The sequence below is a fragment of the Amycolatopsis sp. MEPSY49 genome (assembly GCF_051337345.1).
GTDB lineage: Bacteria > Actinomycetota > Actinomycetes > Mycobacteriales > Pseudonocardiaceae > Amycolatopsis.
Window position 1 is genome coordinate 107,203 of sequence record NZ_JBDLYJ010000006.1, and the last position, 18,828, is coordinate 126,030.

Genomic DNA, 18,828 nt, shown 5'->3' on the forward strand with positions numbered 1-18,828 from the left:
GTGGCCGCCGGTAGCGTTGAAATCGGGGGTCCCCCTCGCGGCTGGGTCCCGGAAACGGGGGGGGGGGGGCCTCGCGCGGCTGGGGCTCGGGAAAGTCGCGGCTGGGGCCCCGGAAAGCCGAAGGCCGCCCCGGCGCCGGGACGGCCTTCGGCGCCTTGAACCAGCCTTACTTGTTCACGTCGCGGACCGCGCCGGTGTCCGCCGACGTCGCCATCCGCGCGTACGCGCGCAGCGCCGCCGTCACCGGGCGCTGGCGCTCCTTCGGCTGCCACGGCCGCTCCGACGCCTCCATCTTCGAGCGGCGCTCGGCCAGCACCTCCGCGTCCACCAGCAGCTCCAGCCGGCGCTCGTGGACGTCCAGCAGGATCCGGTCGCCGTTCTCCACCAGGCCGATCAGGCCGCCCGCCGCGGCCTCCGGGGAGATGTGGCCCACCGAAATCCCCGATGACCCGCCCGAGAACCGGCCGTCCGTGATCAACGCGCACTTCTTGCCCAGGCCCGAGCCCTTGAGGAACGCCGTCGGGTGCAGCATTTCCTGCATGCCCGGGCCGCCCGCGGGACCCTCGTAGCGGATCACCAGCACCTCGCCCGGCTGGATCTCCTTCTTGAGGATCGCCGACACCGCCTCCTCCTGGCTCTCCAGCACCCGCGCCGGGCCCTCGAAGTGCCACAGGTCCTCGTCGATGCCCGCGGCCTTGATCACCGCGCCGTTCTCCGCCAGGTTGCCGCGGAGGATCGCCAGGCCGCCGTCCTTCGTGTACGCGTGCTCGACGTCGCGGATGCAGCCGCCCGCCGCGTCCGTGTCCAGCGACGACCAGCGGTTCGAGGTCGAGAACGCCTGCGTCGTGCGCACTCCGCCCGGCGCCGCGTGGAACAGCTCGAGAGCGACAGGGGAGGGCGACTCGGCCCGGATGTCCCAGGTGGAAAGCCACGAGTCGAGGTCGTCGGAGTGGACCGAGCGCACGTCGGTGTTCAGCAGCCCGCCGCGGTACAGCTCGCCCAGGATCGCCGGGATCCCGCCCGCGCGGTGGACGTCCTCCATGTGGTAGTCCGAGTTCGGCGCCACCTTCGACAGGCACGGCACGCGGCGGCCGATCGCGTCGATGTCGGCGATCGTGAAGTCGACCTCACCCTCCTGCGCGGCGGCGAGGATGTGCAGCACCGTGTTGGTCGAGCCGCCCATCGCCATGTCGAGGGCCATCGCGTTCTCGAACGCCGCCTTCGACGCGATCGACCGCGGCAGCACCGAGTCGTCGTCGTTTTCGTACCAGCGGCGGCACAGCTCGACGACCGTGCGGCCGGCCTCCTCGAACAGCGCGCGCCGCGCCGCGTGCGTCGCCAGCGTCGAGCCGTTGCCCGGCAGCGACAAGCCCAGCGCCTCGGTGAGGCAGTTCATCGAGTTCGCGGTGAACATGCCGGAGCACGACCCGCACGTCGGGCAGGCCGAGCGCTCGACGACGGACAGCCCGTCCTCGTCGACCTCGGGGCTGGCCGACGCGGCGATCGCCGTGATCAGGTCGGTCGGGGCCTGCGCGACGCCGCCGACGACGACCGCCTTGCCGGCCTCCATCGGGCCGCCGGAGACGAACACCACCGGGATGTTGAGCCGCATCGCGGCGTTGAGCATGCCCGGGGTGATCTTGTCGCAGTTGGAGATGCACACCAGGGCGTCGGCCTGGTGCGCGTTGACCATGTACTCGACCGAGTCGGCGATGATCTCGCGCGAAGGCAGCGAGTAGAGCATGCCGGAGTGGCCCATGGCGATGCCGTCGTCGACGGCGATGGTGTGGAATTCGCGCGCGACGCCGCCGGCTTCCTTGACCGCGTCGGCGACGATCTCGCCGAGGTCCTTGAGGTGCACGTGGCCGGGCACGAACTGCGTGTAGGAGTTGGCGATCGCCACGATCGGCTTGCCGAAGTCGCTGTCGGTCATGCCGGTGGCGCGCCAGAGCGAGCGCGCGCCCGCCGCGTTGCGGCCGTGGGTGGTGGTCCGGGAACGGAGAGGCGGCACGGAAACTCCCAGGTCAAAGGATGGCCGGCGAAACTGGTAGGACCAATTTACTCCGCCGGTGACGCCTTGGACTGGCCGGGCTTGATGTCGTCGGAGTCCAAGAGCCCGCTCGGATCCGCGACCAGACCCTCGCTGACCAGCGACAGCACCGGCAGGTGCCGGGTCCGCACGGTCGGCAGCGGCACCTTCGTGTCGTCCTTGAGCACCGCCTGCACCCGCGACTTCTTGGTGATCGCCAGGCCCTTCAGTGCCGACCACGGGACGTCGCGGTGGCCGAACATCGTGCGGGTGGCCAGTCCTTCGCGGGTCGCGATCGTGCGGGTCCGGATCACGAACACCGCGAGCGCGATGGGGAAAAGGTAGAGCCACTGCAAGTACGGGATGTCCCCGAGCGCGACCGGCGTCACGCAGATCGTCAGGAGGGCGATCGCCATGAACGACGTGCGGGGGATGCGGAAGACGGCCTTCCGGCCTTCGTCCTGCTCTTTTTCGGCCACCCGGAAATGGTGCACCGCGCGCGCGACCGGCCCGAACCCGGGTCGCGCGGGTGTGACCCGCGTCCACGATGCGGACACGTCGTCCCGCAGAGTTGACACCCGAGAGACCTTCGGACTAGCGTCAGCGTCGTGACACCGCTGACCGGCCTCGTACTTCCCAAGCGCGTCGACGCTTAGGGAAGACTTTCCGCTGCGTCGACGCGCGAACCCTCGTGCGACCTTACGGTCGGCGAGGGTTTTTTGTTGCCCTAGGGAAGAGATTCCCCGCCCCACCGCACAAAACCGACCCGAACGAGTGACACCGAGACCCACGAGGCAGAACCGATGACCAGTGCCACGTCGCGCAGCGACGCGAAACCCGGGCCGACGCCCGGAACGCCCGGAGCACGTCCGAAGCCGGCGCCACCGGCGGGAACCCCGGTGCGCGTCACCGGCGCGCAGTCCCTCGTGCGCTCGCTCGAGGCGGTCGGCGCCGAGGTGGTCTTCGGCATTCCGGGCGGCACCATCCTGCCCGCCTACGACCCGCTGCTGGACTCGACGAAGGTCCGCCACGTCCTGGTCCGCCACGAGCAGGGCGCGGGCCACGCCGCCACCGGCTACGCGCAGGCCACCGGCAAGGTCGGCGTCTGCATGGCGACGTCGGGCCCGGGCGCGACCAACCTGGTCACCCCGCTGGCCGACGCGAACATGGACTCCGTCCCGGTCGTCGCCATCACCGGGCAGCAGTCCCGGGCGCTGATCGGCACCGACGCGTTCCAGGAGGCCGACATCTGCGGCATCACCATGCCGATCACCAAGCACAACTTCCTCGTCACCGACCCCGTGGACATCCCGCGGACCATCGCCGAGGCGTTCCACCTGGCGTCCACGGGCCGGCCCGGCCCGGTCCTGGTGGACATCCCCAAGGACGTGCTGCAGGAGATGACCTCGTTCTCCTGGCCGACGGAGCTGCGGCTGCCGGGCTACCGCCCCACGCTGCGCCCGCACGGCAAGCAGGTCCGCGAAGCCGCGAAGCTCATCGCGAAGTCGCGCCGCCCGGTGCTCTACGTCGGCGGCGGCGTCATCAAGGCGGAGGCGCACGCGCAGCTGAAGCAGCTCGCCGAGCTGACCGGCATCCCGGTCGTCACGACGCTGATGGCGCGCGGCGCGTTCCCCGACTCGCACCCGCAGCACCTCGGCATGCCGGGCATGCACGGCTCGGTCGCCGCGGTCGCGTCGATGCAGCGCGCCGACCTGCTGGTCGCGCTCGGCGCCCGGTTCGACGACCGGGTCACCGGCCAGCTGTCGTCGTTCGCGCCGGACGCCGCGATCGTGCACGCCGACATCGACCCGGCCGAGATCTCCAAGAACCGCAAGGCCGACGTCCCGATCGTGGGCGACTGCAAGGAGATCATCGGCGAGCTGATCGCCGCCGTCACCACGGAGTTCGAGCACGGCGGCAAGCCCGACCTCGCCGACTGGTGGACGCTGCTCGACGACTGGCGCAAGACCTACCCGGCCGGCTACGAGTGGCCGGACGACGGTTCGCTGTCGCCGCAGTACGTCATCGAGCGGATCGGCGAGCTCGTCGGCCCGGACGCGGTCTACGCCGCCGGCGTCGGCCAGCACCAGATGTGGGCCGCGCAGTTCGTCAAGTACGAGAACCCGCGCACCTGGATCAACTCCGGCGGGCTCGGCACCATGGGCTACGCGGTGCCGGCCGCGATGGGCGCGCAGTTCGGCGTCCCGGACAAGCAGGTCTGGGCGATCGACGGCGACGGCTGCTTCCAGATGACCAACCAGGAGCTGGCCACCTGCGCGATCGAGGGCGCGCCGATCAAGGTCGCCGTCATCAACAACGGCAACCTGGGCATGGTCCGGCAGTGGCAGAACCTCTTCTACTCGGAGCGGTACTCCAACACCGACCTCGGCACGCACAAGCACCGCATCCCGGACTTCGTGCTGCTGGCCGAAGCGCTGGGCTGCGCCGGCCTGCGGTGCGAGACGAAGGAAGACGTCGACGCCACCATCCGCCGCGCGATGGAGATCAACGACCGCCCCGTCGTGATCGACTTCGTCGTGGGGAAGGATGCCCAGGTGTGGCCGATGGTCGCCGCAGGCACCGGCAACGACGAGATCATGGCGGTCCGGGGCATCCGGCCGCTGTTCGACGACGACGAGGTTTCGGTCGAGACGACCGAGGCTGCCGCGGAAGCCGCCGGGGAGGGTGAGCGCTGAGATGAGCGTCCACACGCTGAGTGTGCTGGTCGAGAACAAGCCGGGTGTGCTCGCGCGCGTCTCGGGCCTGTTCTCCCGCCGCGGGTTCAACATCGAGTCCCTCGCCGTCGGGCCCACGGAAAACCCCGAGGTGTCCCGCATGACGATCGTGGTCGCCGTGGAAGAGCTACCGCTCGAACAGGTGACGAAGCAGCTCAACAAGCTGGTCAACGTGATCAAGATCGTCGAGCTGGAGCAGTCGACCGCCGTGCAGCGCGAACTGCTGCTGGTGAAGGTGCGCGCCGACAACACCGTGCGCAGCCAGGTCCTCGAAACCGTCCAGCTCTTCCGGGCCAAGGTGGTGGACGTCTCTCCGGAGGCACTCACCGTCGAGGCCACCGGGACGTCCGACAAGATCGGTGCGTTGCTGCGGATGCTGGAGCCGTATGGCATCCGCGAACTCGTGCAGTCCGGCATGGTCGCGGTGGGTCGCGGCGCCCGTTCGATCACCGCCACATCACCGCGATAGAGAAGTAAGTCAGGAAAGGAAGCAGTACCCCCATGGCAGTGGAAATCTTCTACGACGACGACGCCGACCTCTCGATCATCCAGGGGCGCAAGGTCGCTGTCATCGGCTACGGCAGCCAGGGCCACGCCCACTCGCTGAGCCTGCGCGACTCCGGCGTCGACGTCCGCATCGGCCTGCCCGAGGGGTCCAAGTCGCGGGCGAAGGCCGAGGAGCAGGGCCTGCGCGTGCTCACCCCGGCCGAGGCGTCGGCCGAAGCCGACCTGATCATGATCCTGGCGCCGGACACCAAGCAGCGCTTCATCTACGAGCAGGACATCGCGCCGAACCTCAAGGACGGCGACGCGATCTTCTTCGGGCACGGCTTCAACATCCGCTACGACCTGATCAAGCCGCCGGCCAACGTCGACGTCGCCATGGTCGCCCCGAAGGGCCCGGGCCACCTGGTGCGCCGCCAGTTCGTCGACGGCAAGGGCGTCCCGGCGCTCATCGCCGTGGAGCAGGACGCCTCCGGCAACGCCCAGGCGCTCGCCCTCTCCTACGCGGCCGCCATCGGTGGCGCCCGCGCCGGTGTCATCAAGACGACGTTCAAGGAAGAGACGGAGACCGACCTCTTCGGCGAGCAGGCCGTGCTCTGCGGTGGCGCGTCCGCGCTGGTGCAGACCGGTTTCGAGGTGCTCACCGAGGCCGGCTACGCCCCGGAGATCGCCTACTTCGAGGTGCTGCACGAGCTGAAGCTGATCGTCGACCTCATGTACGAGGGCGGCATCGCGCGCCAGCGCTACTCGATCTCCGACACCGCCGAGTACGGCGACCTGACCCGCGGCCCGCGCGTCATCTCGCCGGCGGTCAAGGAAGAGATGAAGAAGATCCTCGGCGAGATCCAGGACGGCACGTTCGCCCGCGAATGGGTCGCCGAGGACGAGGCCGGCCGGCCGAACTTCACCAAGCTCGAGGAGCAGGGCAACCAGCACCCGATCGAGGCGACCGGCAAGAAGCTGCGCGACCTGATGTCGTGGGTGGACCGGCCGATCACCGAGACCGCCTGAGCCTTTCCGGCAGGACGCTGAAGGGGACGCCCGCGAGGGGCGTCCCCTTCAGTGCGTTCGGTGGTCGTTTCGCTACGCTGGTGACATGAGTGAGCAGCCGGTCGACGACAAGGCGCACATCCGGCACCACCTCGACTTCACGAAGGCGGAGTGGATCCGGGCGGAGCCGGAGGGCGTCACCCTCGACGACTGCGTCGAGTACGCCTTCATCGAGCACACCGACGGCGTCACCTACACCGCCATGCGGCAGTCGGCGAAGCCGGACGGCGTCATCCTCGTCTTCACGCCGTCGGAGTGGGACGCGTTCGTCAAGGGCGTCCGCGACGGCGAGTTCGACCTGCCCGAGGACCTCGCGGAGGCTTAAAGCTTCGCCGCCAGCTCGGGGATCCTGCCGAGCTCGCCGGCGATGCCGAGGTGGTCGCCGTAGTCGCGGGACTCGACGACCAGGCCGTCGCGAATCCGCATGGCGAAGATGTTGGCGATCCGCACCGGGCGGCCGCCGTACTCGCCCTGGTAGGCGAACTCCGCGATCAGCACCTCGGGATCGGTGCCCTCGTAGGTGACCAGGTCGGTCGCCTCGAAGTCGATGCCCAGCCCCGCGGCCTGCTTGAAGTGCGCCCGCAGCTCCTCGCGCGTCCGTACCACGGCCGAGCCCGGCTGGAACGGGTGCGTGACGTGCGTTTCCTCGGCGTACAGCTCGGCCAGCTCTTCGCCGCGTTTGTCCGAGACGCCGTAGACGAGCCGCTCGAACACTCCGCGCCGGCTCTTCGGATCGCTCGACGTCCGTGGCCCGATCGGCGACAACTCGCGCGGCGGCGCCTGCTCGTAAGCCTTCGCCAGCTGGTCGACGCCGTCGCGGATCGCCGCGAGGCGCAGGTAGTCGTGGTAGTCGCGGGAGTGGACGATCAGGCCGTCGCGGACGCGCAGCACCTGGATGTTGGCCGTCGCGATCGTGCGGCCGGTTTCGGCCGACTCGGCGTCGTAGTCGTATTCGGCGACGATGACCTCGGGGTCGGTCGTCTCGTGGACGACGACGTTCTTGCGCGTGAGCCGCAGCGCCCCGGCGAGGACACCGGTGAACCGCTCGTGGACGGCGGCCCGGCCGGTGATGCGCGTCGGGCGCGGCACGGCCTGCGGGTGTTCGACGACGGTGTCTTCGGCGTAGAGAGCGGAAAGGTCGGCGAACCGCCCTTCGCTGATGCCGTCGGACAACGCGGTGAAGACGTCGCGAGGTGTGGTCATGAATCCTCCCAGTGGGCAAAACGGAGTCTGTAGTCCGCCTGAAACGATACGGACTACAGACTCCGATTGTCTAGCGAAGGAGGTCCCGGGCGGCCGGCTGCCCGCACACCTCCGCCCACGTCCCGGGGGTGCTGTGGAAGATCGCGTCCCGGGCGCCGACGTCCGCGCCGTTTTCGACGAGCGCGCGGATGACGTCGAGGTGCCCGGACTGCGCGGCGAGGTGCAGGGCGGTGGCGCCCTCGCCGTGGTTCGGGCCGCCGAACGTGCCCGCGTGGTTCACGTCGGCGCCGAGGTCGAGGAGCGCCCGGACGGCGGCGAGCCTGCCCTGCGCCGCCGCCCACGCCAGCGCCGTGCCGCGGTAGACGTCGGCGTTCACGTCGGCGCCCCGCGTGACCAACAGCCGCAGTGCTTCGACGCGGTCGTTGCGCGCGGCCCACGACAGGGCTTCGTCGACGACCTCGGCGGGGTCGTCCGTCGGCTGCCAGGCCGGGAAACCGCTGTGGGGACGGTAAAAACCGCGGTGCGCGCCGGGGTCGCCCGAAGTCAGGAGCTCGTCGATGAAGCCGGTGTCGCCGAGCCCGGCCGCGACGCGCAGGTTGCCCGGCGCCCGGCTGTGTTTCGCGAGCGTCTCCGCGGCTTCGCGGTGGCCCCAGAACAGGGCGACGACCAGGGGAGTGCCGCCGTCGCCGCGGGCCGGGACGTCGACCGGGGCGCCGCGCTCCAGCAGCAGGGCGAGCAGGTGCGGCAGGTTGCTGTAGGCGGCTTGGTGCAGGGGCGTCCAGCCGTGGACGTTGCCGCGCGCCGGGTCGGCGCCGTGGTCGAGCAGGAGCCGGCTGAGCCGCTCGTCGCACGTCGCGCCGGCCATGCCGAGCAGGTCGTTGCCGTTGGTGCCGCGGGCGGTGACTAGGCGGGGGAACTCGTCGAGCAGCTTTTCGAGGCCATCGAGGTCCCGCGCTTCGACCGCCCGGTACGCGCGGGCGAACGGCTCGCCACTGTCCACAAGGGACTGTACGTGCGCGCGAAGTGACTTCCAGGAACCGAATCCGTGTTCCCGTGCGACGACCGCGCGAGCGCCGTCACGGGTGAGGGGCTGTTCCCAGCGGTCGAAGGGCTCGCGTGCGCCGGGCGTCTCGTCCTCGGCCGAGGCGAGCAGGCCGAGCGCGCGCTCGGCGTAGTACTCGACGTCCTGGTGGTACGGGTGCTGCAGGGCTTCGCCGTGTTCGGTGACGCGCCGGACGTACGCCCGCAGCTTCGGCCAGCTCGGGAAACCGTGGTCGCGGGCGACCCGGAACTGCGCTTCGGCGAGTTTGACGCCTTCCGCGCGCGCGAGCTCTTTCGCGCGCTTGCGGAGCTGTTCGAGGTTGAGTCCACCGGGCACCGTCGTGCCTCCTTTCCTCATCGCCCGTGGTCCGCCGGCACCGGGCAGGAAAGAAGGTGCGGAGCTGGTGGTGCGGTGCTGCCGGGGTGGGCTCGGCCCTTTCCGCGGACGGGACGCGGCCCCTGCCGCGCCCCGCCAGCGTACCCCGGTCAGGGCAGGAGGTCGGCCAGCCTGCGGTAGGACTTCTCCGTGCGGGCCAGCACCTGGACGCAGACGTGGTCGGCGCCCGCGTCGAGGTGGGCCCGGATCCGGTCCGCCACCGCCTGTTCCCCGGCCGCGACGACGGCGTCGACCAGGCGGTCGCTGCCGCCGTCGGCCAGGTCGTCGTCGGTGAAGCCGAGCCGGCGCAGGTTCGCCTGGTGGTGTGGCGCCTGCCGGACGTACAGGCCGACGTGCTCCCGGGCCACGTCCCGGGCGGCCGCGTCGAGCACCACCGCCTGCTCGACGGCGAGGTACTTGCCCGGGCCGAGCCGCTCGCGCGCCATTGCCGTGTGCTCCGGCGGGACGAAGTACGGGTGGGCACCGTCGGCGCGTTCGGCCGCCAGGTCCAGCAGCTTCGGGCCGAGCGCCGCGAGCACCCGCCGCGGGCGGGGCGACGGCTGGGGCAGGCCCGGCAGCTCGGCCGCGTCCATCCCGTCGAGGTACTCGCGCAACGCCGTCAGCGGCCGCGCGCCCGGCCGGTGCCCGCCCAGTCCCGCGACGAACCGGCCCGGGTACGCCTCGCCCAGGGCGCGGATGGCGCCTTCCGCCGCGAGCGGGGAGCGTTGGTCGAACCGCGCGACCCCGGTGGCGACGGTCAGCTCCGACGTCGCCGCGAGCAGCAACCCCGCCTGCGTGAAAGCCTCCCGGCCGGCGTACTCGCCGAACCAGATCGCGGCGAAGCCGAGTTCCTCCACCTCGGCGGCTGTGTCGCGCAGCTCGGTGATCGGGGCGCCGTCGAAGAACCGCCAGATTCCCACGCTCATCGGAGCACCTCCGGGGCCAGGTCGAGCAGGACGTCCACAGTGGACTCGAACGTTGCCGCGGACGGCGTCAGCAGCACGTGGTCCGCGCCCGCGTCCAGGAGTTCGCCGAGGCGTTTCGCGATCGTCGCGGCGTCGCCCCACACCACGAGGTCGTCGACGAACCGGTCGCTCGGCCCCGCGATGTCGGCTTCGGTGTAGCCGAGCCGTTTCCAGCCCGCGAGGTAGACGGTGACGGAGTACTCCCGCGACTGCGCGACCCGGCGCCGCACGCTCTCGCGGGCGTCCTCGCGGTTGCCGAGCAGCACGGTCTGTTGCGGGATCAGCAGCTTGTCCGGTCCGAGGATTTCCCGTGCGTACGGCGTGTGCGAGACGGGCTGGGCGAACGGGTGCGCGCCGTCGGCGTGGTCGCGCGCCAGCTCCAGCATCCGCGGTCCGACGGCGGCCAGCACGCGCGGAAACGCGACCGGCGAAGGGCTTTCGGCCGCGGTGGTGTCCATTTCGGACAGGTAGTCCCGCATCCGGTCGATCGGGCGGTAGTCCTCGCCGAGCTTCGCCGCCTGGAACGCGTGCCCGACGCCGATGCCGAGCACGAACCGGCCCGGGCGGGCCTGGGCGAGCGTCGCCCCGCCCTTGTACGCGGTCGTCCCGCGCCGGGCCCAGACGTTCGCGATGCCGGTGCCGAGCACGACGTCCGGCACCGTGGCCAGGAGGTCGCCGAAGTGGGCGAACACCTCGCGGGTGCCGGGTCCTTCGCCGCTCCACACCGAGCCGTAGCCGGCTTCGGCGAGCCGCCGGGTGGCCGCGCGCTCGATGTCCGGGGGTGGTGCCAGGGGCGCGCTGGGCAGCCAGGCGCCGAATGCGCCGAGCCGCGCCCGCGTGTCTTCGATCAGGGTCATCCTCGTTCCCTCCAGTAATGTGAGGCTGCCTCCGGTTAATATACGGAGGTAGCCTCCGATTGGCTACCCGGTAAGGTCGGGAGGGCGATGACCGAAGTCAAGCCGATGCGCGCGGACGCCCGCCGCAACTACGAGCGCCTCCTCGAAGAGGCGCAGCGCGCCTTCGCCGAGCACGGCGTCGAGGCGTCGCTGGAAGACATCGCGCGCCGCGCCGGGGTCGGCATCGGCACGCTCTACCGGCACTTCCCGACGCGGGACGCCTTGCTCGAGACGCTGTTGCGGGCGCGGTTCGACGGCCAGGCCGAGCGGGCGCGCGAACTGCTGGCCCACCCGGAGCCGCTGACCGCGCTGCAGACCTGGCTGGCCGGGCTCGGCGACACCACCGGCACGTTCCGCGGCTTGGTGGAGCTCACCGCCGACGCGCTCAGCGACGAAACGTCCCGGTTGTACGAATCGTGTCACGCGATGCGGGAGGCCGGTTCCCATCTGGTGGAACGTGCGAAGCGCGAAGGCGAGCTCCGCCCCGACGTCACCACGCACGAGCTCCTTCTGTTGCTGCACGCGGCATCCTGGGCGGGTGGGCACCTGCCCGGCCCCGGGGGCATGCACCGCCTCCTGGCTCTTGTTTTCGAGGGATTACGGGTGAGTTAACACCGGGAGAAGCCAGCGGGCGGTCCTGCGCGTTAAACTCCGCCTCGACCGGGGCACAACGGCGTGCTGAGACCCTTTGTCGACACAGAGCGTCCTGGAAATGACCAGATAGTGGGAGCCGCATCGTGAGCAAGCCCAATAAGCCCGTCGTCCTCATCGCGGAGAAGCTCGCCCCCTCCGTGCTGAGCGTCTTCGGTGACGAGGTGGAGGTCCGGCACGTCGACGGCACGGACCGGTCCGCGCTGCTCGAGGCGGTGAAGAGCGCCGACGCGCTCCTGGTCCGCTCCGCCACCCAGGTCGACGCCGAGGTCCTCGGCGCCACGACGCAGCTGAAGGTCGTCGCCCGCGCCGGCGTCGGCCTGGACAACGTCGAGGTGCCCGCCGCCACCGAGCGCGGGGTCCTGGTCGTCAACGCGCCGACGTCGAACATCGTCTCCGCCGCCGAGCACGCCGTCGCGCTGCTGCTGGCGGTCGCGCGCCGCGTCCCGGCCGCCAGCCAGAGCCTCCGGGGCGGCGAGTGGAAGCGCAGCTCGTTCTCCGGCGTGGAGCTGCAGGGCAAGACGATCGGCGTGGTCGGCCTCGGCAAGATCGGCCAGCTGTTCGCCCAGCGCCTCGCCGCCTTCGACACGAAGATCATCGCCTACGACCCCTACGTCTCGGCCGCGCGCGCGGGCCAGCTCGGCATCGAGCTCGTCACCCTCGACGAGCTGCTTTCGCGGGCCGACGCCATCTCCATCCACCTGCCGAAGACGCCGGAGACCAAGGGCCTCATCGACGCCGAGGCGCTGAAGAAGACCAAGCCGGGCGTCATCATCGTGAACGCCGCCCGCGGCGGGCTGATCGTCGAGGAGGACCTCGCCGACGCGCTGCGCTCGGGTCACGTCGGCGGTGCCGGCATCGACGTCTTCGTCACCGAGCCGACCACGTCCAGCCCGCTGTTCGAGCTGGACAACGTCGTCGTCACCCCGCACCTGGGCGCGTCGACGGCCGAGGCGCAGGACCGCGCGGGCACGGACGTCGCGCGGTCGGTGCTGCTGGCCCTGCGCGGCGACTTCGTCCCGGACGCGGTGAACGTGTCCGGCGGCGGCGCGGTGGGCGAGCACGTGCGCCCGTACCTGCAGCTGACGCAGAAGCTCGGCCAGCTGGTCACCGCCCTCAACCCGAAGGCGCCGACGTCGGTGACCGTCCAGGTCAAGGGTGAGCTGACCAGCGAGGACACCGGCGTGCTGCAGCTGGCGGCGCTGCGCGGGGTCTTCACCGGCGTGGTCGAGGACCAGGTCACGTTCGTCAACGCGCCGCAGCTGGCGGAGAAGCTGGGCGTGCAGGTCGAGCTGGAGACCGAGTCGGAGAGCCCCAAGTTCCGCAGCCTGGTCACGGTGCGCGCGGTGCACGCGGACGGCCAGGTGCTGACGGTGTCCGGTTCGGTCACCGGCAAGGACGAGACCGAGAAGCTGGTCGAGGTCAACGGCCGCGGCTTCGACCTGCGCGCCGAGGGCACGGTCCTGCTGGTCGAGTACGGCGACCGCCCGGGCGTGATGGGCCGCGTCGGCACGCTGCTCGGCGAGGCCGGCATCAACATCGAGGCCGCGCAGATCAGCCAGACGACCGACGGGTCGGACGCCGTGATGCTGCTGCGCGTCGACCGCCACATCGACGCGCACCTGCTGGAGCCGATCGGCGCCTCGGTCGGGGCGCACACGATCCGCGCCGTCGACTTCAACTGACGTAACACTTTCGAAGGCCCCTCGTCACCCGACGGGGGGCCTTCGTGCGCAATCACATTCACGTAACGGAGTCCTTTGCCTACGTAAGTAGGTGTTTTGGGGCATTAAGTTCTCCCCGCGAGGTTGAACCACGCGTCGTCGAGGGCACGGCGCTGTGCCGCGCTTCACCGTCGGGGGTGTCCGGAGCGGCAGGCAGGTTCGGGTCCAGACCTCGGGTAAGGGGCCGACTGATGAGCAGATCCCGCCTACCCGCGCGCGCGACCACGGCGGCCTTCGCCGTGGTGCTCGCCGCCGCGCTCGGGGCGCCGGTCGCGAGCGCGGCAGATGCCCCGCTCGCCGATCCAGTGGCGCCGGCGAAGATCGACGACGCCAAGCTGCAGGGCAAGGTTTCGCCCCGGCTCGGCGCCGCGCAGGGCCGCGTCACCGCGTTCGTCGAGCTGGCCAAGAAGCCCGCCGTCGACGCGTTCACGTCCGCGCAGCCCCAGGGCAAGGAGGCCGCCAAGCGCGCCGCCCGGGTCGCGAAGGACGACACCGCGGCGGCGGTGAACTCGGTGCTGGGCCAGCTGCGCTCGGCCGACGCCAAGCCGCAGGTCGTCACCCAGACCGCCAACGCCGTCCCCGGCGTGGTCGTCACGGCGGACGCCGCGAAGCTGCGCGAGGTCGCCAAGCGCGCGGACGTCGTCTCGGTCCGGACGGTCGTGCCGAAGACCCGCACCAACGCCAGCGCCGAGCAGCTGACCAACACGCTCGCCGCGTGGCAGCAGACCGGCAGGTTCGGCGACGGCGTCCGCGTCGGCGTCATCGACGACGGCATCGACTACACCCACGCCGACTTCGGCGGCCCGGGCACCAAGGCCGCGTACAACGGCGTCGACCGCACCAAGCCGACCCCGCTCTTCCCGAGCGCCAAGGTCGTCGGCGGCACCGACCTCGTCGGCGACGACTACGACGCCGCGACGCCCGGCAAGACCACCCCGGCGCCGGACCCGAACCCGCTCGCCTGCGGTGAGCACGGCACGCACGTCGCCGGCACCATCGGCGGCTTCGGTGTCACGGCGGACGGCAAGACCTTCAAGGGCGACTACAAGAAGCTGGACGCCAAGAAGGTCGACGCGATGCAGATCGGCCCGGGCACGGCGCCGAAGTCGCTCCTCTACGCCATCAAGGTGTTCGGCTGCGCGGGCTCGACGAACGTCACCTCGCAGGCGCTCGACTGGGCCCTCGACCCGGACGGCGACGGCGACTTCACCGACCACCTCGACATCGTCAACCTCTCGCTGGGCTCGGACTTCGGCGCGCCGGACGACCCGGACTCGCTGTTCGTGCGCAAGCTCGCCGCGAACAACGTGCTGCCGGTGATCTCCGCGGGCAACGGCGGCGACATCAACGACGTCGCCGGCTCCCCGGGCAACACGCCGGAAGCGCTGACTGTCGCCTCGACGCGTGACGCGGGCATCCTGCGCGACGCCGCCGAGGTCAAGGCGCCGACGACCGCGGCGGGTCAGAAGACCGGGCAGTACAGCCAGAACTACACCGGTTACGACACGCTCGACCTGACCGCGCCGGTCGTCGCGCTGTCCGCGTCGAACGCCGCGGGCTGCGCGCCGTACTCCGCCGAGGACAAGGCGAAGGCAGCGGGCAAGTTCGTCTTCCTGGAGTGGGACGACAACGACTCGACCCGCGCCTGCGGTTCGGCCGCGCGCGCCAACAACGCGCAGGCCGCCGGGGCGAAGGGCGCGCTGCTTTCGTCCACTTTGGAGCACTTCAGCGCGGGCATCGCGGGCAACGCGGCGATCCCGATGTTCCAGTTCACCGGCTCGGCGACCAAGACGCTGCGCGCGGCGCTGACCGCGGGCACGCTGCAGGTCCGGCTCTACGGCGCCGGGCGCGCCTCGATCCAGACCTACGACAAGACGATCGTGGACACCCCGAGCTCGTTCACCTCGCGCGGCACCCGCGGGCCGGCCGTCAAGCCGGACGTCGCCGCGCCCGGTGACACGATCACCTCGGCGTTCCGCGGCAGCGGCAACGGCCGGACCGTCCTGAGCGGCACGTCGATGGCCGCCCCGCACACCGCGGGCATCACGGCGCTGGTCCGCCAGTCCCACCCGGACTGGTCGGTCGAGGAGGTCAAGGCGTCGGTCGTCGGCACCGCCGGCCACGACGTCTCCGACGGCGCCGGCCACACCTACGCGCCGCAGCGCGTCGGCAGCGGCCGGATCGACGCCAAGGCGGCGCTGGACAACCAGGTGCTCGCCTACGTCGTCGACGACCCGGGCGCGGTGAGCGTCAGCTTCGGCACGGTCGAGGCCTCCGGGCCGGTGACGCTGTCGAAGACGATCAAGCTCGTCAACAAGGGCGTCACGGCGGCCGAGTACTCCGTGGCGTACCAGGCGGTCAACGCGCTGCCGGGCGTCGAGTACACAGTGGACAAGCCGACGGTGAAGCTGACCCCGCGCGGCACCGCCAAGGTCAAGGTGACGCTGAAGATCACCGACCCCAAGGCGCTGCGCAAGGTCATGGACCCGACCATGCAGGCCACCCAGGCCGGCCTGGCGCGGCAGTTCGTCGCCGACGCCTCCGGGCGCGTCGCCTTCACGCCGAAGAGCGGCGCCAAGGTGCCGCTGCGGGTTTCGGTCTACGCCGCGCCCAAGCCGGTGTCGACGATTTCGACGCCGCAGTCGGTGAAGTTCGCGCCGGACGCCACCCAGGCCGTGCTCAACCTGACCGGCAAGGGCGTCGACCAGGGCACCGGCGCGCAGCGGTACCGCTCGCTGATCAGCGTGCTCGAGCTGCAGGCGGAGTCCCCGCAGCTGCCCGAGTGCGACGCGGACGTGGTCACCGACTGCACGGTGAACAAGACGGCCAAGGGCGGCGACCTCCGCTACATCGGCGCGGCGTCCACGGCGCCGCTGGCGAAGGAGCAGGGCGAGCCGGAGAACGCGATCCTCGCGTTCGGCCTGTCCACGTGGGGCGACTGGGCGAACATCGGCAGCAACACCTCGCCGTTCGTCGACATCGACACCACCGGGGACGGGACGCCGGACTTCGAGACCTACGTGACCAAGGCGACGTCCACGGACGTGCTGCTGGCCGTCACGGTCGCGCTGACCCCGGGCTTCCCGCAGGTGGACGTCCAGGCCGTCAACGGGCAGCTCGGCGACGTGGACACCAACGTGTTCGACACGAACGTGGTCACGCTGCCGGTTTCACTGGCCGCGCTGGGCATCGACGCGAACGCCGAGTCCCACCGCATCTCCTACACGGTGGGCGTGAGCGGTTTCTACGTCGCGCCGGGCACGACGAACGGGCTGATCGACTACGTCGGCACGCCGCTTTCGTTCGACGCGCTGGCGCCGGGCTATTCGGTGCAGGGTGGCGGCGACGCCGCGCTGGGCTACGTCGCGAAGCCGGGCACGGCGCTGGTCGTCAACCGGAACGCGGCCTCGGCCGCGGCCGACAAGGCCCTCGGGCTGCTGGCCATCGAGCACCACAACGCCGCGGGGAACCGGGCGAACGTGGTCAAGGTGGACGCCGCCCAGGGCGCCCGGCCGGGGACCGAGCGTCAGCCGATCGGGGCTGGTCAGCGCTAGGCCTGGTCAAGATCGATTCATGCCGCGTCAGGGGCGTCTCCGATGGGTATCCACCGGGGGCGCCCCTGCTCGTATTCACCCGATTGGGTGTCTCACCCTGCGGGAGGATGCGGCATAAGGGTGGTGCGGCTACGGCCGTTTGTCTACGGCCGGTAACCTTCCGGCTGCTGGCGTTTTGTTGCGGTGGGCCATCGGTGCATCCGGTGGCCTCGTCGACGGAGGTGTGTGGATGCGGCTCGCGGTGATCCCAGGAGACGGGATCGGGCCCGAGGTGGTCTCCGAGGCGCTGAAGGTGCTCGGCGAAGTAGTACCGACGGCGGAGACCACGAACTACGATCTCGGCGCCGCGCGGTGGCACGCGACCGGTGAGCTGCTCCCGGAGTCGGTGCTCGGCGAACTCCGTCAGCACGACGCGATCCTGCTGGGCGCGGTCGGCGACCCGACGGTGCCGAGCGGCATCCTCGAGCGCGGCCTGCTGCTGCGCCTGCGGTTCGAGATGGACCACCACGTCAACCTGCGCCCGGCGCGGCTGTACCCGGGTGTCCGGGGCCCGCTGGCCGACGCCGGCGACGTCGACATGGTCGTCGTGCGCGAAGGGACCGAAGGCCCGTACGCGGGTACTGGTGGCCTGCTGCGCAAGGACACCGAGCACGAGATCGCGACGGAGGTCAGCGTCAACACGGCGTTCGGCATCCGCCGCGTGGTCGCGGACGCGTTCAACCGCGCCGAGGCCCGTCCGCGCAAGCACCTGACGCTGGTGCACAAGACGAACGTGCTCGAGTACGCGGGTTCGCTGTGGTCGCGGATCGTCGAAGAGGTTTCGCTGGAGCACCCGGAGGTGACGGTCGCGTACTCCCACGTGGACGCGGCGACGATCCACCTGGTGACGGACCCGTCCCGGTTCGACGTGATCGTGACGGACAACCTGTTCGGCGACATCATCACGGACCTGGCGGCCGCGGTGACCGGCGGCATCGGGCTGGCGGCGAGCGGGAACCTGGACATCACGCGTCGGAACCCGAGCATGTTCGAGCCGGTGCACGGGTCGGCTCCGGACATCGCCGGGCAGGGGCTTGCGGACCCGACCGCCGCGGTGTTGTCGGTTTCGCTGCTGCTGGACCACTTGGGTCAGAAGGAGGCGGCTCGGCGGATCGAGGCTTCGGTGGCTTTCGATCTGGCTACGCGGGACCAGTCTTCGCCGGGGGCCACCACGGCCATCGGGGATCGGTTGGCGGCTTTGGTTTCGTCCAACGTGCGGACGGCCGGCTGAGGTCTTTCGAAAGGCCCCGCGCCCTGGCGGGTGCGGGGCTTTTTCGTGTCCTGCGCGGTGTCATGGACGAGTCATTCAGGTCTTCGGAGGTCTTGAATGACTCACTCAAGAGGTCGGCTTCGGTGACCGCAGGCTGCCGGTGCCTTTGGTTCCGGTTGCGCGGACTCGTTCGTGACCTCACCTATCTCGGACCGGGCACTCGCTGCCGTGGCTGGGTTGTCCACAGCCTCACCGCTTTGTGGACAGCTCTGCCGCGGGAGGCTTTCCGGCCGGTTTTGTCGGCCGTCGGCGATAGACTGGACCGGGGTCAGCCCCCAGGGACGGGTGGGGCTTGCTTGTCTGGGCGGGGGCGGGCGAATTCCGGCGAAGCCGGAGCATCGGTGGCAGCGCTCGGAGCGCCGGCATGGAGGTCATGAACGACTCGTTCATGTCACCGGACGACATGAACGACTCTTTCATGTCGTCAGGCGACAGGGCTCCGGCAAAGTCGCCCGGCTCAACTGCCCCGGCGCCGCGGCCAACTGCCTTGACTGGGTCATCCAGGACCTCGTGCGCCTTGAATGACTCATTCAAGGCCACCCCCGGCGAGACCGCCGGGCTGAAGGGGACCTCTCCTCTTCAGCCCGCCCGGAGCGGAGACGCGACTCTGTCGTCCGACGCCATGAAAGAGTCGTTCATGACCTCCCGCGTTCCCGGATGGTGGGAGCTTGACCCAGCTTGTGGACTTCTCCCGAACCCCTGTGGCATGATGCGACCATGACCAGCTTCGCGATCATTATCGACGAGCGCGCCGGACGATAGCTCCACAAGAGCCCCCGGCGCGCAACCTC

At 70.6% G+C, this 18,828-nt stretch carries 14 protein-coding genes; 8 read left to right on the top strand and 6 right to left on the bottom strand.

From position 1 onward, the window contains the following. Positions 1-166 precede the first annotated feature (166 nt). A complete protein-coding gene (gene ilvD / locus ABFJ78_RS26645; protein WP_436389207.1) occupies positions 167-2,011 on the bottom strand; it encodes a dihydroxy-acid dehydratase in 1,845 nt (614 codons plus the stop codon). A gap of 47 nt (positions 2,012-2,058) precedes the next feature. Then, on the bottom strand, positions 2,059-2,508 hold the full coding sequence (locus tag ABFJ78_RS26650; protein ID WP_436389209.1) for a PH domain-containing protein: 450 nt from the start codon (positions 2,506-2,508) through the stop codon (positions 2,059-2,061). A gap of 324 nt (positions 2,509-2,832) precedes the next feature. Here ABFJ78_RS26650 and ABFJ78_RS26655 point away from each other — a divergent pair, with 324 nt between their 5' ends. From ABFJ78_RS26655 to ABFJ78_RS26670, 4 genes are all read left to right on the top strand, one after another. After that, a complete protein-coding gene (locus tag ABFJ78_RS26655; RefSeq protein WP_436389211.1) occupies positions 2,833-4,725 on the top strand; it encodes an acetolactate synthase large subunit in 1,893 nt (630 codons plus the stop codon). Between the two features lies 1 nt (position 4,726). Next, positions 4,727-5,233 (top strand): acetolactate synthase small subunit, encoded by a 507-nt coding sequence (gene ilvN, locus ABFJ78_RS26660; protein ID WP_003080760.1) that lies wholly within the window; start codon positions 4,727-4,729, stop codon positions 5,231-5,233. Between the two features lie 32 nt (positions 5,234-5,265). Continuing rightward, the gene (gene ilvC, locus ABFJ78_RS26665; RefSeq protein WP_043780773.1) at positions 5,266-6,279 is read left to right on the top strand and encodes a ketol-acid reductoisomerase; all 1,014 of its coding nucleotides are present in this window, start codon (positions 5,266-5,268) and stop codon (positions 6,277-6,279) included. A gap of 85 nt (positions 6,280-6,364) precedes the next feature. Further along, positions 6,365-6,643 carry a DUF397 domain-containing protein gene (locus ABFJ78_RS26670; RefSeq protein WP_086670329.1) on the top strand — a complete coding sequence of 93 codons (279 nt, stop codon included), beginning with the start codon at positions 6,365-6,367 and terminating at the stop codon, positions 6,641-6,643. Here the strand turns inward: ABFJ78_RS26670 and ABFJ78_RS26675 are convergent. The 4 genes from ABFJ78_RS26675 to ABFJ78_RS26690 form a co-directional block, all read right to left on the bottom strand. Beyond that, the gene (locus ABFJ78_RS26675) at positions 6,640-7,521 is read right to left on the bottom strand and encodes a nuclear transport factor 2 family protein (RefSeq protein WP_436389214.1); all 882 of its coding nucleotides are present in this window, start codon (positions 7,519-7,521) and stop codon (positions 6,640-6,642) included. The genes ABFJ78_RS26670 and ABFJ78_RS26675 overlap by 4 nt on opposite strands. 70 nt (positions 7,522-7,591) lie before the next feature. Beyond that, positions 7,592-8,920: an ankyrin repeat domain-containing protein gene (locus tag ABFJ78_RS26680; protein ID WP_436389216.1), complete on the bottom strand. Its 1,329-nt coding sequence runs from the start codon at positions 8,918-8,920 to the stop codon at positions 7,592-7,594. 128 nt (positions 8,921-9,048) lie between these two features. Further along, positions 9,049-9,864: a TIGR03620 family F420-dependent LLM class oxidoreductase gene (locus ABFJ78_RS26685; protein WP_436389218.1), complete on the bottom strand. Its 816-nt coding sequence runs from the start codon at positions 9,862-9,864 to the stop codon at positions 9,049-9,051. Then, on the bottom strand, positions 9,861-10,760 hold the full coding sequence (locus ABFJ78_RS26690; protein ID WP_436389221.1) for a TIGR03620 family F420-dependent LLM class oxidoreductase: 900 nt from the start codon (positions 10,758-10,760) through the stop codon (positions 9,861-9,863). Before ABFJ78_RS26690 ends, ABFJ78_RS26685 begins: the two co-directional genes overlap by 4 nt. 87 nt (positions 10,761-10,847) lie before the next feature. Between ABFJ78_RS26690 and ABFJ78_RS26695 the strand changes: the two genes are divergently transcribed. The 4 genes from ABFJ78_RS26695 (at position 10,848) to ABFJ78_RS26710 (ending at position 17,998) form a co-directional block, all read left to right on the top strand. After that, entirely contained in the window at positions 10,848-11,411 is a 564-nt protein-coding gene (locus ABFJ78_RS26695) for a TetR/AcrR family transcriptional regulator (protein WP_436389224.1), read from the top strand. 125 nt (positions 11,412-11,536) lie between these two features. Next, on the top strand, positions 11,537-13,135 hold the full coding sequence (gene serA, locus ABFJ78_RS26700) for a phosphoglycerate dehydrogenase (protein WP_436389227.1): 1,599 nt from the start codon (positions 11,537-11,539) through the stop codon (positions 13,133-13,135). 230 nt (positions 13,136-13,365) lie between these two features. Then, positions 13,366-16,728: a S8 family peptidase gene (locus tag ABFJ78_RS26705; RefSeq protein WP_436389229.1), complete on the top strand. Its 3,363-nt coding sequence runs from the start codon at positions 13,366-13,368 to the stop codon at positions 16,726-16,728. Between the two features lie 229 nt (positions 16,729-16,957). After that, complete coding sequence (locus tag ABFJ78_RS26710) at positions 16,958-17,998, top strand: 3-isopropylmalate dehydrogenase (RefSeq protein WP_436389232.1); 1,041 nt, start codon at positions 16,958-16,960, stop codon at positions 17,996-17,998. Positions 17,999-18,828: the final 830 nt, after the last annotated feature.

What these genes read in the sequence shown, in the direction of transcription:
- ABFJ78_RS26705 (WP_436389229.1), top strand. Translation starts at nt 13,366, where the DNA reads ATGAGCAGATCCCGCCTACCCGCGCGCGCGACCACGGCGGCCTTCGCC.
- ilvN (WP_003080760.1), top strand. Translation starts at nt 4,727, where the DNA reads ATGAGCGTCCACACGCTGAGTGTGCTGGTCGAGAACAAGCCGGGTGTG.
- ABFJ78_RS26655 (WP_436389211.1), top strand. Translation starts at nt 2,833, where the DNA reads ATGACCAGTGCCACGTCGCGCAGCGACGCGAAACCCGGGCCGACGCCC.
- ABFJ78_RS26675 (WP_436389214.1), bottom strand. Translation starts at nt 7,521, where the DNA reads ATGACCACACCTCGCGACGTCTTCACCGCGTTGTCCGACGGCATCAGC.
- ilvC (WP_043780773.1), top strand. Translation starts at nt 5,266, where the DNA reads ATGGCAGTGGAAATCTTCTACGACGACGACGCCGACCTCTCGATCATC.
- ABFJ78_RS26695 (WP_436389224.1), top strand. Translation starts at nt 10,848, where the DNA reads ATGACCGAAGTCAAGCCGATGCGCGCGGACGCCCGCCGCAACTACGAG.
- ABFJ78_RS26670 (WP_086670329.1), top strand. Translation starts at nt 6,365, where the DNA reads ATGAGTGAGCAGCCGGTCGACGACAAGGCGCACATCCGGCACCACCTC.
- ABFJ78_RS26690 (WP_436389221.1), bottom strand. Translation starts at nt 10,760, where the DNA reads ATGACCCTGATCGAAGACACGCGGGCGCGGCTCGGCGCATTCGGCGCC.
- ABFJ78_RS26680 (WP_436389216.1), bottom strand. Translation starts at nt 8,920, where the DNA reads ATGAGGAAAGGAGGCACGACGGTGCCCGGTGGACTCAACCTCGAACAG.
- ABFJ78_RS26685 (WP_436389218.1), bottom strand. Translation starts at nt 9,864, where the DNA reads ATGAGCGTGGGAATCTGGCGGTTCTTCGACGGCGCCCCGATCACCGAG.
- ABFJ78_RS26710 (WP_436389232.1), top strand. Translation starts at nt 16,958, where the DNA reads ATGCGGCTCGCGGTGATCCCAGGAGACGGGATCGGGCCCGAGGTGGTC.